Raw genomic sequence first — 13,657 nt, 5'->3', positions numbered from 1 at the left:
CTCCTCTTTTGGGCGTACCCGTTGAGTTACCCATGTGCGTACGAGATCGGTTGTTTCGTTCGCTGCACGATACCGTTCGGCACGCTCGGGGATTCGGCGGTGGTGCCGGGCATCGGCTGTCTGTTGTGTCCTATATCACCATTCTCGGCGTTGATCCTCACATTAGTGTCAAGTTCCAGCATGAGGGCATGGACAACGAACTCTTCGAGTACAGCCCGATCGTCGACCGCCCGCCGCTGCGCTGGCCCGGTGACGCCCGGGTCGCGTTCTACGTCGGGCTCAATATCGAGCACTATCAGGTGGACCGGCCGTCCACGAGCATCTTTCCCGGCACGTCCGGGCTCGCGCCCGACCCGTTGAACTACGGCTGGCGCGACTACGGACCGCGGGTGGGCATCTGGCGGGTGATCGATGTGCTCGACCGGCACGGTATCCGCGCCAGCGCACTGCTCAATTCGGATGTCGTCGAACACTATCCGCAGATCGTGACGGCGGGTGTGCGACGGAATTGGGCGTGGCTCGCGCACGGGAAGAACAACTCGATCTTCCAGGCGGACCTTCCGGCGGATGCGGAGCGCGCGTACCTCGCCGACGTGGTCGCGACGATCGAACGAGCCACCGGCCGCAAGCCGCGCGGCTGGATGGGGCCCGCTCTGACCGAGTCGTTCCGAACCCCCTCGCTGCTGGCCGAGCTCGGCCTCGGCTACGTACTCGACTGGACCAACGACGACCAGCCCTATCCGCTGTCGGTTCCCGGCCTGCTCAGTGTCCCCTACTCGGTGGAGCTCAACGACAACACGCTTTTCCTGGGCAAAGCCACCAGCGGACCGGACTTCGTGCGGATCGTCCGCGATCAGCTCGACCAGCTCTACGCCGAATCGGCCGGCAGCGGGCGCGTCATGGCGCTGGCCCTGCACCCGTTCGTGATCGGGCAGGCGTTCCGGATCAAGTACCTCGATCAGGCGCTCGAGTACGTGGCCACCCATCCGGGAGTGTGGCTGACCACCAGCGACGAGATCGCCGAGCACTACTCCGGTGCGTCAGGGCTTGCCGAATCCGGGCGAGCCGAAGACGATCGGGTCGGATAACCGATGCTCGGGAGGCGGCGATGGCAGCGCAGGACCAGGGACAGGACAAGGACCTCACCGGAAAGACGGTGGTGGTGACCGGCGCGAGCTCGGGCATCGGCGCCGCCGCGGCGCAGCGGCTCGCCGCGCGCGGCGCCACCGTCGCGGTGGTCGGCCGGTCACCCGAGCGGACCGCCGAGGTGGCGGCGAAGGCAGGCGCGGAGCCGTTCGTCGCCGACTTCGCCCGCTTCGACGACGTGCGCAAGCTGGCCGACCAACTGCTCGACCGGTATCCCACGATCGACGTGCTGGCCAACAACGCGGGCGGCGCGTGGCGCGAGCGGACCGTCACCGCCGACGGCAACGAGCTCACCTTCCAGGTCAATCACCTGTCGCCGTTCCTGCTGACGAACTTGCTGCTGGAGCGCTTGACCCACGCCCGGGCCCGGGTGGTGAACACCGCGAGCACGACCTACCGGATGGCGAAACTGGACCTGGACACGGCCAACGCGGCGACGGGTTCGTTCAACCAGCTCGGCGCGTACGGCGCGTCGAAGCTGGCGAACATCCTGTTCACCCGGGAACTGGCGCGCCGCACCGAGGGCACCGGGATCACCACTGCGGCCTTCCATCCCGGCGCGGTCGCCACCCACGTCTACGACAACGCTCCGTTCGGTCTCGGCCGGGTCATCCGGTCGCCGCTGGGTCGCCTGTTCTTCATCCAACCGGACAAAGGCGCCGAGCCGCTGATCCACCTGGCTACCACCGCCGACGGCGCGGCGATCAACGGGCAGTACTTCCACCGGCTGAAGCTGGAGCGACCGCGCAACAAGCAGGCGGTCGACGCCGAACTCGCGCGTCGGCTCTGGACGCTCTCCGAGCGCGCCACCGGGCTCGCGACCGGATAGTCCGGTGGTTCAGGGTTGGGCGTCGGCGAGCCGGAGGGAGTTGCCGTCCGTCCGGTTCGGTTCGACGCCGACCCCGTACACTCCGCCGGACACCTCGCTCGCGTCCAACTCGACGATCGCCCGCGCGACGTGCTCGGTGGGGACCAGCACGGGAAACGTGGTGGGCGCGATGGCGTTCACGCGCACACCGAACTCGGTGAATTCGGCCGCGAGATTGCGGGTCAGCTGATCGAGCGCGGCCTTCGACGCGGAGTACAGAGTCTGTCCCGGATAGACCTCCGAGCCGGAGATGCTCGAGACATTGACGACGTTGCGGTTGCGCGCGCGATTCTCGGAGCCGGCGTGCAGCCAGGACCGCTGTGCCAGCCGTGCCGAAAGACGCAGCGGTACCGCCACGTTCAGCGTGAAATGGGCATCGAAGTCGTCCAGCGCCGCGTCGCCGTCGACGATGCCGCGCGGGTGCAGCCGGACGTGCGCCGCGTTGTTCACCAGCAGGTCGACCCGGCCGAACCGGGCCAGCGCGAGGTCCACCACGCGTTCCACCTCGCCCGGCTGGGTGAGATCGGATCGGACCACGAACACCCGGGAGTCGTTCTCCGGCACCGCCGCGTCCGGCGCCAGCGGATCGACGTAGCACTCCAGCTGCGAGGGCACGGCCGGCGTGCGCGTGCGGCATACGGCGACGATGTCGTAGTCGCGATAGTAGGCCTGGCAGAAGGCGTCGCCGAGCGTGCCGCCGGCGCCGGTGAGCAGGCAGACGCGGCGGTCACCACTGGACAATCCGGTCTCCTCCCCAGCGTCGTTCGGCGTCCGCTTTGGTGCGATGCACCCACATCACCACGCTGTTGCGGTCTTTGGCGTTGTTGCCCGCGAATGTGTGCCAGCTGCGCGGTGTGACCTCGAACAGCAGGAGCGAATTGTCCAGCGGCGGGACGAGAGCCACCGACGGCAGCGCGGTTCCGTCGGCGACGTGGTCGTACAGCGCGGTCTCGCCGCCGTCGCCGGGCTCCCATCCCGGATTGCCCAGATAGAACAGCACCGCGACGGCGCGGACGGTCTCACGCGCGACGACGCCCGGCGCGCGCGCTCCGGTCTTGGTGTGGACGGTGCCGTCGGGCAGCCGCACTTCCCCTGGACCGGGCGGAGGCCCGAGGAACCAGGCCGGGTTGAGGTCGTTGTGCGGCCAGCCGAACGGGCTGCCCGGCCCGTGATGGTGCACCGACCCCTCGACGTCGCCGGTCGCTTCGACGCCGCCGAGCCGGGCGACCAAGTCGTGCCACTCGCGCGTGGCGAACACCGCGAGCGGACCGTCGCGCAGGTCGGCGAATCGGATTCCATCGGCGCTGTAGCCGTCGGCGACGGTGACGAACCGGTCGGGGCGTTCTCGGCGAACGCGTTCCAGTTGGTCGGCCAGGCGCTGGTAGAACTCGGGGACGAAGACGTCGCGGGCGTACACGTGCGGAAACGGCCTGCTGCGCCGGACCCAGCGCCGATGGGCGAACAACTGCGCGAACCACCGCGGAACCGGCGGTGTCGTGAGTTCCGGCTCGGTTGTCACCATTAGTCCCTCCCGGTCGAACCTCCGTGATCATATTGCCCGCACCCGGCGCAGGCGGGCCGGTCTCCGCGCTGCGAGGATCATCCGGTGAGCCGTGATCTGCGTGTGTGTTTCGTCGGAGACTCGTTCGTCGCCGGTGTCGGCGACCCGGGTTGCCTGGGCTGGGCGGGCAGGCTCGCGTCCGCGGCGCACGCGGAGGGCGTCCCGCTGACCGCCTACAACCTCGGGGTGCGCAGACAGACCTCGACGGACGTCGTCCGGCGCTTCGGGGCCGAATGCGCACCCCGCCTGCCGGAGGGCGTGGACGCCAGGGTCGTTCTGTCGTTCGGCGTGAACGACACCCTGCACGAGAACGGCGGTCCGAGAGTGACCCCGGACGAGTCGGTCGCGAATCTGAGCGCACTGCTGGCCCAGGCCGCGGCGCGGGGTTGGCCGGTGCTGATGGTCGCCCCGCCGCCGATCGCGGACGAGGAGCACAATGCCCGCACCGCGGCACTGGACGAGCGGTTCGCGCGGGTCTGCGCCGCGTCCGGGGTGCCGTACGTGCGCGTGCATCAGCCGTTGCGCGACAACGCCGTGTGGGGCGCCGAGGTTCGGGCGGGCGACGGGGCCCATCCCGGCGCCGCGGGTTACGCGGAGATCGCCGCGCTCATCGCTCCGCGGTGGCGGGCGTGGTTGGCGGGGTGAAATGTCGTTTTCCGAACACAGGGTACCGAGGATTCCGCGTACTGTCTCAGACGGAAATGGCAGAATAATCGGCAATAGCTGTTCGCGGCTAGGCGGGTCACCTAATCCGCTTGTGCTGCAACGTACTGGTGCTCATCCGATCGGCAGGCCCCGCTTGCGCGTCCCGCCGCGCCGTCTCCGAACGGTGTCCAGGTCTGCCGTCGCCGAAACCGCTTCCGGCGCAACATCGGGACTGAACGCCTCGCTCAATTCCGGTACCCAATGAATGATCTCGTCGCGGTAAGGCCCTTCGGTCTCCAGCTGCCCGAGCACGCCCACCAGCGTGAGGAACGAGCGGGCGAACGGCGTGAAGTAGGCGGGCATGGTCATCTGGCGCACCACGTTGGTCAGCCGAGGATTCGTGGTGCGCAATACTTGTCGACGTAACCAGCGTGTGGTCAAGCGATAGGTCGCGTGCCGCAACGGCTCACCACACGGGGTGATCGCCGCGTAGAGCGCCTCGCTGTCGATGGCCCGTCCGTTCGCGACGAAGCCGTGTCTGCGCGTGGCCGCGGCCAGATCACCCGGCCCGCCCCGGAAGATCGCCTTGCAGCAGTCGAGCGTCAGATCGCCGAAACCCGCGGGCGGCCACGCGCAGCACGCGCCGAAATCCATGACGCCGAGCCGTCCGTCGGGTAGCAGCCGGAAGTTGCCGGGATGCGGATCGGCGTACAGCAGTCCGTGCCGGCCCCAGCCGCGAGTCACGAAGCGGACCATGAGCATGCCTACGCGGTCGCGCTCGGCCTGCGTGCCGGAGGCGACGATGCGCGGGACCGGCGTGCCGTCGATCCATTCGCTGATCAACACGTCGCCCTGCTGCGCAACGACATTCGGCACGTGGAAGTCCGGATCGTCGGCATAGGCCGCGGCGAACGCCCTCTGGTAATTCGCCTCCGCCGCATAGTCGAGTTCACCGGTGACCGACGCGCAGATCGCTTCGGTCAGCGCATTCACGTCCGCGCCGGGCAGGAATACCGTTGCGAGATAGGAGATCCGGCGCAAGTGGTCCAGATCGCGAGCCACCGCCTGCCTACCGCCGGGGTACATCACCTTGACCGCGACCGTCCTGCCGTCGTGCCAGACCGCGCGGTGCACCTGCCCGAGCGAGGCCGCCGCGGCGCGCCGGTCGTCGAATTCGCGGAAGCTCGAACGCCATTGCGCGCCGACGCTTTCGGCCATGGCGGCATGCACCGCGTGCGGCAGCATCGCGGGCGCGGCGTCCTGGAGCCTGGCGAGCGCGATCCGGTACGGCTCGGCCACGTCCCGCGGCAGCGCCAGCTCGTAGATGGCCAGAAGCTGCCCTAATTTCGCGGCGCAACCTTTGAGCTCGCCGAGCACCTCGAAGATGTGCTGCGCGGTGCGCAGCTGGATGTCGCGATTGACTTCTTCGGCCGATCTGCCGAGTGCCCGCTTACCGAGCCCCGCGGCCTGCCGCCCGGCGAACGCCACCGGCAGCGCGGCCAGCTTCGCACCACGAACAGCGCCGTGAACAGGCGGTTTGCCATGGGACCTGGAAGCGAAAAGCCGGGATCGTTTGCCCGCGGTCCCCTCCTCGGGGCGCTCTCCGATGGGCCGGATGGTCATGACTCACCTCACAGTCGCGCGCACAAGTGTGACACATGTGCAGTACCGATCAGTAGGGCTTAGACTGTCTGGGACGTGTACGAAACCAGTCGAAAGGTGACTTCGATGGGATCCCAGACGGTGGTCGCCGACGTTGCCGACGAGCTGGCGCGCCGGGTTGCCGCGGGGGAATATCAGCCGGGGGATCTCATGCCGTCGGTGCGTCAGGTCGCCGAGGAATTCGATATGAACCGCGCGACCGCGCAGCTGACCCTGGGTCGGCTGGAGTCGTACGGCTTCGTCGAAGCCCGGCGCGGCAAGGGATTCACGATCCGCGACGTCCGGGAGGCCGGCGGGGTGGACGTGTACCGTCAGCTGTTCCGCTTCTCGATTCCCATGCCCGACATCGCGATAGAGATGTTCCGCGATATCGTCGACGTCGAGCGCAATCTCGTACTCGAGACGCTGCTCGCCTACACCGGTTGCGCACAGCGGATCGATTCCGCGGAAATGAAATCTACGATCGATGAGCTCGAATCGATAGCCCGTGAGCATGATCCGGACTTGTCTCGGCTCTTGGCGCTCGAGGTGGCGCTGGTGCGCAGGCTGCTGACCGCGCTCGGGCTCCCCATGCAGCGCGCGATCTTGAACTCGATCGGCGAGATGGTGCTCGAGGTGCCGGAGGCGGTCGAGGCGTACTTCGCCGGTGCGCCGGATCTCCATGTCCTGGTGTGGCGGGCGCTGGCCGCGGTGTGGGATTCCGGCTCCGGGCCGAGTGAGGCTCAGCTGGCGCTGTTCGAGGATCTGTTCGGCATGTACCACGAGAAGGTCATCGCGCGCTTCGAGGAATTGGTGGCGGGCGTCGAGGAGAGCGCCGACGAGAACCGAGCGGCCACCGCCTAGCCGTTTCGTACACCGCACAGTCCGTCTCAGACGTTTTTCGGGCACCTCGCGAACCGAGTCCGCTCATCGCGGGGAAAGCGGCCGTGCCGCGAAGTTCCCTAGGCCACTCTGTCCCAGACGATCTGGATGCGAATGGGACGAATCGGTTCCGACTCGGCAAGGGTGTTCGGACCACCGGGAACGACGCCGACCGGCGAGATCGACTCCGCGACAGAACATCAGCGCCGTGGCCGATTCCTTCGGTGCGGCGGAATCGGTCCGGCGGGTCGCACCGGTGTAAGGGAAGCCGCGGCTACGCCGGTGCGATCGGCCCGGACTCGACCGGATGGATGCCGCGCGGCCCTACCGCCCGGCATCGCCCTCCCCGTGTCGTTGCCCGGACTCAGACTCCGCCGTTGAGCTTGTTGAGGCGCTCGCACGCCTCTACGTACTCTTGGATCAGCCGGTTGACCACGTCGGCGGAACGCTCGACGCGGTTCATCATGCCGACGATCTGGCCGACCGGGTTGAAGTTGACGTCCTTGGCGGCCTCCGGATAGCGGTGGCCACGCTTCACGCCGTCCAGCGCGACCATCATCTGCAGCGGCATCGGCAGCGGATCGGGGGTGTCGGCCCGCTCCCACGCCTCGGTCCATTCGTTGCGCAGCATGCGGGCGGGCTTGCCGGTCCAGGCGCGCGACCGCACGGTGTCGTGGCTGGTGGCGTCGATGTAGGTCTGCATCTGGGCGGGCGGCACATTGGCCTCCTCGACGGTCAGCCACACCGAGCCGGTCCACGCGCCCGCGGCGCCCATCGCCATCGCCGCGGCCACCTGGCGGCCGTTGCCGATGCCGCCGGCGGCCAGCACCGGCAGGTCGCCCACGGCGTCGATGACCTGCGGCCACAGCACCATCGAGGACACCTCGCCGCAGTGGCCGCCGCCCTCGGTGCCCTGGCAGACCACGAAGTCCAGACCCGCCCGCTTGTGGTTGAGCGCGTGCTTGACCGAACCGCACAGCGCGCCGATCAGCCTGCCGGAGTCCTGCACCTGCTTGATCACGTCCTCGGGCGGGGTGCCGAGGGCATTGGCCACCAGCTTGGCCTTCGGATGCCGCAGAATCACCTCCACCTGCGGCCCTGCGGTGGTGGCGGTCCAGCCGAGCAGCTGGTTGTGGTGCTCGTCCTCCGGCAGCTTGGGCACGCCGTGGTCGGCGAGGATCTTCTCGGCGAAGTCGCGGTGCCCCTGCGGGACCAGCTCGGCCAGCTTGGCTTCCAGTTCCTCGGGGCTCAGGCCGTCGATGCCCTTGCCTTCGTACTTGGAGGGAATCACCAGGTCGACGCCGTATACGCCCTGCACGTGCTCGTCCAGCCAGGCCAGCTCGACCTCGAGTTGCTCGGCGGTGAAGCCCACGGCGCCGAGCACGCCGAGTCCACCCGCGTTGCTGACCGCGGCCGCCACGTCGCGGCAGTGGGTGAAGGCGAAGATGGGGAATTCGATCCCGAGCCGTTCGCAGATTTCGGTACGCATGGCGTGCTGGTCTCCCTAACTGCTCCGCCGCGAACGGCGCGTCGCAGATGTACTAGAACGAGTTGCATAAGAGGCGCCCGGCTCGGCCTGGTCGCCGCGCGTCGAGTCCGCCGCGAGCCGCTGATATCGCCATGAAGCGGCCGCGGCTTCCTCGACTGGCCGGTGCACCATGCCTCGACAGTAACACGTTCTAGTTTTCTGGGGAATGCGCTTCCGCGTCAGGCGGTGGCCCGCTCCAGTTCGGCGAGCGACTCCTCCAGGTGGTCGAGCAGGTGGGGCAGTTGCGGCACACTGCGGCGGCAGCCGACCACGCCGAAATCGAGATTGCCTGCGTTGGAGGTGAGCGTGATGTTCACCGCCTGGCCGTCGAACGGGATCGACAACGGGTAACTCGCGTCCAGACGCGCTCCGTTCCAATACATGGGCTCACGCGGTCCGGGGACATTCGAGATGACGATGTTGAAGGTCGGGTTGGTGTACGGGATCAGCGCGGGCACCAGATTGAGGGCCAGCGGGCTGAGCATCAGCGCCGACAGCGCCATCGTCTGGTTGCACGACAGCGTGCGGTAGACGTCCTTGCCGTCGCGCATCGACGCCGCGACCACCCGCAGCCGCTCCACCGGATCGGCGAGGTCGGTGCCGAGATTGCACAGCACCGCGCCGACCTTCACCCCGTCGGTCCCGTCGTCGTCCTCGGCGCGCAGCGACATCGGCACCATCGCGACCAACGGCTTGTCCGGCAGGGCCGAGCGTTCGAGGAGATACCGCCGCAGCGCGCCCGCCGACATGGCGAGCACCACGTCGTTGAGCGTCGAACCGGTGGCCTTCTTGACTTGCTGCAACCGCTCCAGCGGCCAGGACCGGACCACCGCGCGGCGCGCGCCGCCGATCGGGACGTTGAACATGGTGCGCGGGGCCGCGAACGGCAAGGTCAGCTGCTGCCGCGTCAAGGCGGTGCGGGCCGCGCGCAGCATCGATGCGCCGGACGTCGCCGCCGAGACCAGGCTGCGCGCGGTACCACCCGCACCGGACGCCGTCCTGCGCCTGCCCCGAGGCAGGTGCCACGGCACCCGCGCGGCGCCGGAAGACGGATCGCTGGTCAGTGTGCGCCGCAGCAGGCGTTGAGCGGAAACGCCGTCGATCAACGCGTGGTGCATCTTCGAATACAGCGCGAACCTGCCGTCCGCGAGACCCTCGATCAGATGGAACTCCCACAGCGGCCGATGCCGGTCCAGCAGGCTGCTGTGCAGCCCGGAGGCCAGCTCGACGAGCTGGTCCATGCGTCCAGGACCGGGTACGGCCAGCCGCCGCACGTGATAGTCCAGGTCCACGTTCTCGGCCCGCGTCCACGCCATCTGCGGGGTGCCGAATATCGTCGCGGGATGTTTGCGGAAGGTCGGATCGATGTCGGTGTTCCGGAGGAGTTCGTCGTGCACCTGCGCGGCGAAGTCGTCTCCCGCGCCCTCCGGTGGCTCGAACAGTTGCAGCGAACCGACATGCATCGGCTGTTCCCGGGATTCGGCGAGCAAGAAGACGGCATCGACCGGCGCAATGAATTCCATGATGAGTCGCCCCCTGACGACATGGTGGAACGTTCGAGTTTCGGATCGACCACGTTGTCGGCGGGCCCGCGCAGCCATGAAGCCGCCGCGACACGACAAACCTACCCGGACGGGGTGGACCGCGTTCGGTGAATCACCGAACCTTCGAAGCCAGCAGGTAGGCCTGCCCGAACCGCTCGTCGGGGCCCGGTTCGCGCACCATACGGGCGATCATCGCGAACCCGGCGCCGCCGAGCAGACGCGCAAGGCGTTTCGGTGCCCACCGGTAGGCCCGGGTCACCTTGTGGTCGAAGGCTTCCACCGCATCGGGCAGGTCGGCCGTCTGGAAAGCCAGCAACACGTGCCCTTTGCTCGCGAGTACCCGGTGAAACTCGTTCAACACGTGCGGCACGCGCTCCGGTGGCGTATGGATCAGCGAATACCACGCCACAATGCCCCCGAGCGTCGAATCGCCGATCGGTAGCTCCTCCACCGAACCCTGCGCGAAGAACAGCTGTGGATGCTCCGCGCGGGCCAGCTCCACCATTCGCGGCGAGAGATCGATGCCGAATACCCGCGCCCCCAACGACGCCAGATGGCCGGTGATCCGTCCCGGGCCGCAGCCGAGATCGGCGATCGGCCCGGAACCGTTGCCCGCCACCGATTCCACGAACGCGCCGAGTACCGCCCGGTCGAGCACCGCACCGGCGAGGTGATTGCGGAAGAGCTCGGTATAGAGCTCGGCGATATCGTCGTAGGCGGCGCGGGTGGCCGCGACATCGGGGCGTTCGTCTGCGAAGTCTTCCGTCGAATCGAGCATCCCGAGCAGCGTATTACCTACTCACTCCCCCGGTTCGAAGGCCTGGGCGACGGCGAGACTGTCCTCGTAGACGTGGTGCCGGGTGATCAGGCCGTTCCGCACCGTCAGATGCAGAGCGAAGCGCGCGCGATAGGCGCGACCGGTGCGGCGCGCGGTCTGCCGGATTTCGCCGAGCACCACGGCGTCCGCGCCGTCGACAAGCACCCGTTCGACACGCGTGGCCACCTCCTCCGGCACATGGTGTTCGGCGATCGAGCGATAATGATCGGCGGCATCGGCGCGGGTGCGACGGTGCCGGATCCAGGGCGTCGCCGCGCGTCCGTGCTCCGCCTCCGGCCAATCGAGCCGCCAATCGGTGTCCTCGGCGTACAACTCGGCGACGGCTTCCGGGTCCCCGGAACCGATCCGCCGCAACAACTCTTCGACCACCGTTCGAGTGGCGGGCGCGGTGACTGACACGAGAGGTCCTTTCGAAGCGGCACCGCGCGATCGCAACGGCGCGTACCCGATTCTCGGGTGTCCCCGCACCCGTGGCGATTACCTCTCGGGTAATTGAGCGGCGGCCTCCGGCGCGGCGGGCGTCGCCGACTCCGTACGCGCCGCCTTGTCGCGACCGCTCGCGGTGCCGAGCACCGAACCCAGGACGACCAGTGGAAACCCGATCACCATGCCCGCCGTCAGCGGCTCGTCGAGCGCCGTGACGCCGAGCAGGATCGCCACCGCGGGATTGATGTAGGTGATCACCGTCGCACGGGCGGGACCGACCTCGGCGATCAGCGCGAAGAAGAACAGGAACGCCGCGGCCGTGCAGACCACCGCGAGGCCGAGTACCGACCAGGCCGCGTCGGCGGTAACCCGCGCCGGCCACCGGTAACCGGCGAACGGCGCGTAGATCGCCGCCGCGAGCAGCAGCGATCCGGTCACCACGCCGAGCGGAGGCAGATCGGCCAGCGCGCGATTGATCACGATCGGGCCCACGGCGTAGCCGATCGTGGTCAGGCCGATCGCCGCGATCGCCGCGGGGTTCCCCAGGTCGACGTCCAAACCGACCAGGGCGGCGACGCCGGCGAACCCGATCAACAGGCCGACCAGCCGCCGTGCGTCGAACCGATCGTGACCGAGCGCGGTCACGATCACCACGGCGATCAGCGGCACCGCCGCGATCAGCAGGCCGACGGTCGAGCTGTGCAGCGTGGTCTCGGCGTACCCGATCAGGAACCACGGTCCGGTGATCTCCACCAAGGTGTAGAGCAGCAGTGGCCGCCACCGCCGGAACACCGGCGTCAGCGCACGGGAGAACAGCGCCACCGGCAACAGCAGCAAGCCGCCGATCAGTGTGCGGCCGAACGCGACCACGATCGGGTCCAGATCCTCCACCGCGACGCGGATCATCGCGTATGGCACGCCCCAGATCACGCCCATCGCCAAGAACAGCGACCACCCGCGGCGGGTCATCGCGCGCCCGCCGTTCGGCGCCCTGGGACGGCGATCGGCGCGGCGCCGAATGACCTCTGCTCGGTGGGGAACATGCTCCGCTCGCTTTCGACGACCGGGAGCTTAGCCAAGTGATCCGATCATCCGACAGATCCAGTTCCCGGCTCCGGCAAGGCCGATTGCCGCCGATTCCATGTCCTTTTCGTCCGATTGGGGCGAATGATGCCCCTGCGCAACGGTGTCGGGCTAGTCTCGCCGGGAGCGAAGGGAAGGCATTATCGTGGTCGACGTGATCCGCCGGCTCGCCCCGAGCGAGGAGATGTTCGCCGCGGGCGAGGTCTTCATCGGCTATACGGCGCGGGTATCCGGCCGGTTGAACGTGCGGGCGCTGACCGCTGCCTTCGAGGCCGTCGCGCGAGCGCATCCGATCCTGCGTGCCCGCATCGAGCCGACCGAAGCGGGCGGGCATGTCTTCGCCGTGACGGATGCCGTGCCGGAGATCTTCGTCGCCGATGCCGACCCCGAATTCCCCCTCATCGGTGCGAAATTCGATCAGCGAGCGGGCGTCTGCGCCCTGTGCGTGGTGCGCGACGGCGACACCGCGAGCGTCACGCTCATGATCCATCACAGCATCGCGGACGCCTTCCACGCGTTCGTCGTCGTCACCGAGTTCTGGGCGGGGTATCGAGACGCGATCGGCGGCGGTACGCCGCAGCCGCCGGTGCGCGCGTTCCCCGATCCGGTCGAGCAGCTGCTCGCGGCGCGCGGCATCGAGAAGATGGCGTTGCCCGGCTCCGTGCCCGCCGACGCCACTCCCGCCGCGGCGACGCCCGGCGTTCCGGAGCGCGACGACGAATACCCGATGCTGTGCACCACCCGGTGCAGGTTCACCCGGGAGGAGACCACCGCGCTGGTGGCGCTCGGGCATCGGGAGAACGTCACCGTGCACGGTCTGGTGTCGGCGGCGCTGTTGCGCACCGAAGCGGAGATTCGCGAACTACCGCTCACCGGACTGCTCTACCTGTACTCCGTGGACCTGCGCACGAGGGTGACCCCGGAGATCGGCGCGACCGAGGGGACGAACGTCCTCGGATTCGCCAATTACCTCTCCCCCGACTCCGACGTGACGCTGGTGGAGTCGGCCCGCGGCATCAGCGAGGCGTTGCATGCCGGCCTCGCCGCGGGCATCGTGCAACGCACGCCCCTGAGCATCCCCGACATGGCGGCCGCACCCAGGCCCGCGCTGCCCGGCGTGGTCATCGCGACCAACTGGGGCACCATCCCGCCGCTACCCGAACACGACGACCTGCGCATCGACGACTTCCACTCCACGATGCTCGCGAAGCCGGACCTGACCGGCCGTCGACCGCAACAACCAGGTGGCGGCACCTGCGTCATCAGTACCTTCGACGGTCGGCTGAGCGTCGAGATACACCATCCGGAAGAGTTCACCGAACTCCAGCGCCACCGCGTCGAAGTGCTGGCGCGCAATCTTCGCGCCGTCCTCGCCTGACGGCGCGACCCGCTCGCGCGAGTGGACCGCCCGCTCCGCGTAACCGCTCGCCGGTGCGGTGACCGGCGAGTTCCGGCGGCCGCGCTGTTATGGTTGGCCCCTTCCGACGCCGCCGGG

13 protein-coding genes are annotated in these 13,657 nt (G+C 68.5%); 5 read left to right on the top strand and 8 right to left on the bottom strand.

What is annotated here, in order from left to right:
• The first annotated feature begins 188 nt into the window (after positions 1–188).
• Both ABZ552_RS01875 and ABZ552_RS01870 read left to right on the top strand, forming a co-directional pair.
• Positions 189–1,088 carry a polysaccharide deacetylase family protein gene (locus ABZ552_RS01875; RefSeq protein WP_281876414.1) on the top strand — a complete coding sequence of 300 codons (900 nt, stop codon included), beginning with the start codon at positions 189–191 and terminating at the stop codon, positions 1,086–1,088.
• A 20-nt stretch (positions 1,089–1,108) separates the two neighbouring features.
• On the top strand, positions 1,109–1,975 hold the full coding sequence (locus ABZ552_RS01870; RefSeq protein WP_281919353.1) for an SDR family NAD(P)-dependent oxidoreductase: 867 nt from the start codon (positions 1,109–1,111) through the stop codon (positions 1,973–1,975).
• A 9-nt stretch (positions 1,976–1,984) separates the two neighbouring features.
• Here the strand turns inward: ABZ552_RS01870 and ABZ552_RS01865 are convergent, their stop codons facing one another.
• Complete coding sequence (locus ABZ552_RS01865; RefSeq protein WP_357435217.1) at positions 1,985–2,755, bottom strand: SDR family oxidoreductase; 771 nt, start codon at positions 2,753–2,755, stop codon at positions 1,985–1,987.
• Positions 2,742–3,536, bottom strand: coding sequence for a 2OG-Fe(II) oxygenase (locus ABZ552_RS01860; protein ID WP_357435215.1), 795 nt, complete (start codon positions 3,534–3,536; stop codon positions 2,742–2,744). The genes ABZ552_RS01865 and ABZ552_RS01860 overlap by 14 nt, the downstream gene beginning before the upstream one ends.
• A gap of 84 nt (positions 3,537–3,620) precedes the next feature.
• On the opposite strand from ABZ552_RS01860, the gene ABZ552_RS01855 reads away from it, so the two are divergent.
• Complete coding sequence (locus ABZ552_RS01855) at positions 3,621–4,220, top strand: GDSL-type esterase/lipase family protein (RefSeq protein WP_281919356.1); 600 nt, start codon at positions 3,621–3,623, stop codon at positions 4,218–4,220.
• 132 nt (positions 4,221–4,352) lie between these two features.
• Here the strand turns inward: ABZ552_RS01855 and ABZ552_RS01850 are convergent, their stop codons facing one another.
• The gene (locus ABZ552_RS01850; protein ID WP_357435213.1) at positions 4,353–5,843 is read right to left on the bottom strand and encodes an AarF/ABC1/UbiB kinase family protein; all 1,491 of its coding nucleotides are present in this window, start codon (positions 5,841–5,843) and stop codon (positions 4,353–4,355) included.
• A gap of 105 nt (positions 5,844–5,948) precedes the next feature.
• Here ABZ552_RS01850 and ABZ552_RS01845 point away from each other — a divergent pair, with 105 nt between their 5' ends.
• Positions 5,949–6,725, top strand: a complete 777-nt coding sequence (locus ABZ552_RS01845; protein ID WP_281876406.1) for a GntR family transcriptional regulator — start codon at positions 5,949–5,951, stop codon at positions 6,723–6,725.
• Between the two features lie 382 nt (positions 6,726–7,107).
• On the opposite strand, the gene ABZ552_RS01840 is transcribed toward ABZ552_RS01845, so the two are convergent.
• From ABZ552_RS01840 to ABZ552_RS01820, 5 genes are all read right to left on the bottom strand, one after another.
• On the bottom strand, positions 7,108–8,232 hold the full coding sequence (locus ABZ552_RS01840) for a nitronate monooxygenase family protein (RefSeq protein WP_357435211.1): 1,125 nt from the start codon (positions 8,230–8,232) through the stop codon (positions 7,108–7,110).
• 218 nt (positions 8,233–8,450) lie between these two features.
• Entirely contained in the window at positions 8,451–9,794 is a 1,344-nt protein-coding gene (locus ABZ552_RS01835; protein WP_281876403.1) for a wax ester/triacylglycerol synthase family O-acyltransferase, read from the bottom strand.
• 133 nt (positions 9,795–9,927) lie between these two features.
• A complete protein-coding gene (locus tag ABZ552_RS01830; protein ID WP_281876401.1) occupies positions 9,928–10,593 on the bottom strand; it encodes a class I SAM-dependent methyltransferase in 666 nt (221 codons plus the stop codon).
• A 21-nt stretch (positions 10,594–10,614) separates the two neighbouring features.
• Positions 10,615–11,052: a nuclear transport factor 2 family protein gene (locus ABZ552_RS01825; RefSeq protein WP_281876400.1), complete on the bottom strand. Its 438-nt coding sequence runs from the start codon at positions 11,050–11,052 to the stop codon at positions 10,615–10,617.
• A gap of 78 nt (positions 11,053–11,130) precedes the next feature.
• On the bottom strand, positions 11,131–12,048 hold the full coding sequence (locus ABZ552_RS01820; RefSeq protein WP_281876398.1) for a DMT family transporter: 918 nt from the start codon (positions 12,046–12,048) through the stop codon (positions 11,131–11,133).
• A gap of 268 nt (positions 12,049–12,316) precedes the next feature.
• Here ABZ552_RS01820 and ABZ552_RS01815 point away from each other — a divergent pair, with 268 nt between their 5' ends.
• Positions 12,317–13,540: a hypothetical protein gene (locus ABZ552_RS01815; protein ID WP_281876397.1), complete on the top strand. Its 1,224-nt coding sequence runs from the start codon at positions 12,317–12,319 to the stop codon at positions 13,538–13,540.
• Positions 13,541–13,657 lie beyond the last annotated feature (117 nt).

It is taken from the genome of Nocardia sp. NPDC019219, assembly GCF_040632645.1.
Lineage (GTDB): Bacteria > Actinomycetota > Actinomycetes > Mycobacteriales > Mycobacteriaceae > Nocardia > Nocardia sputorum.
The sequence above is the reverse complement of the archived record's forward strand: the minus strand, read 5'-3'. Positions and strand labels throughout refer to the sequence as shown.

What these genes read in the sequence shown, in the direction of transcription:
- ABZ552_RS01875 (WP_281876414.1), top strand. Translation starts at nt 189, where the DNA reads ATGGACAACGAACTCTTCGAGTACAGCCCGATCGTCGACCGCCCGCCG.
- ABZ552_RS01850 (WP_357435213.1), bottom strand. Translation starts at nt 5,843, where the DNA reads ATGACCATCCGGCCCATCGGAGAGCGCCCCGAGGAGGGGACCGCGGGC.
- ABZ552_RS01840 (WP_357435211.1), bottom strand. Translation starts at nt 8,232, where the DNA reads ATGCGTACCGAAATCTGCGAACGGCTCGGGATCGAATTCCCCATCTTC.
- ABZ552_RS01860 (WP_357435215.1), bottom strand. Translation starts at nt 3,536, where the DNA reads ATGGTGACAACCGAGCCGGAACTCACGACACCGCCGGTTCCGCGGTGG.
- ABZ552_RS01870 (WP_281919353.1), top strand. Translation starts at nt 1,109, where the DNA reads ATGGCAGCGCAGGACCAGGGACAGGACAAGGACCTCACCGGAAAGACG.
- ABZ552_RS01830 (WP_281876401.1), bottom strand. Translation starts at nt 10,593, where the DNA reads ATGCTCGATTCGACGGAAGACTTCGCAGACGAACGCCCCGATGTCGCG.
- ABZ552_RS01835 (WP_281876403.1), bottom strand. Translation starts at nt 9,794, where the DNA reads ATGGAATTCATTGCGCCGGTCGATGCCGTCTTCTTGCTCGCCGAATCC.
- ABZ552_RS01845 (WP_281876406.1), top strand. Translation starts at nt 5,949, where the DNA reads ATGGGATCCCAGACGGTGGTCGCCGACGTTGCCGACGAGCTGGCGCGC.
- ABZ552_RS01820 (WP_281876398.1), bottom strand. Translation starts at nt 12,048, where the DNA reads ATGACCCGCCGCGGGTGGTCGCTGTTCTTGGCGATGGGCGTGATCTGG.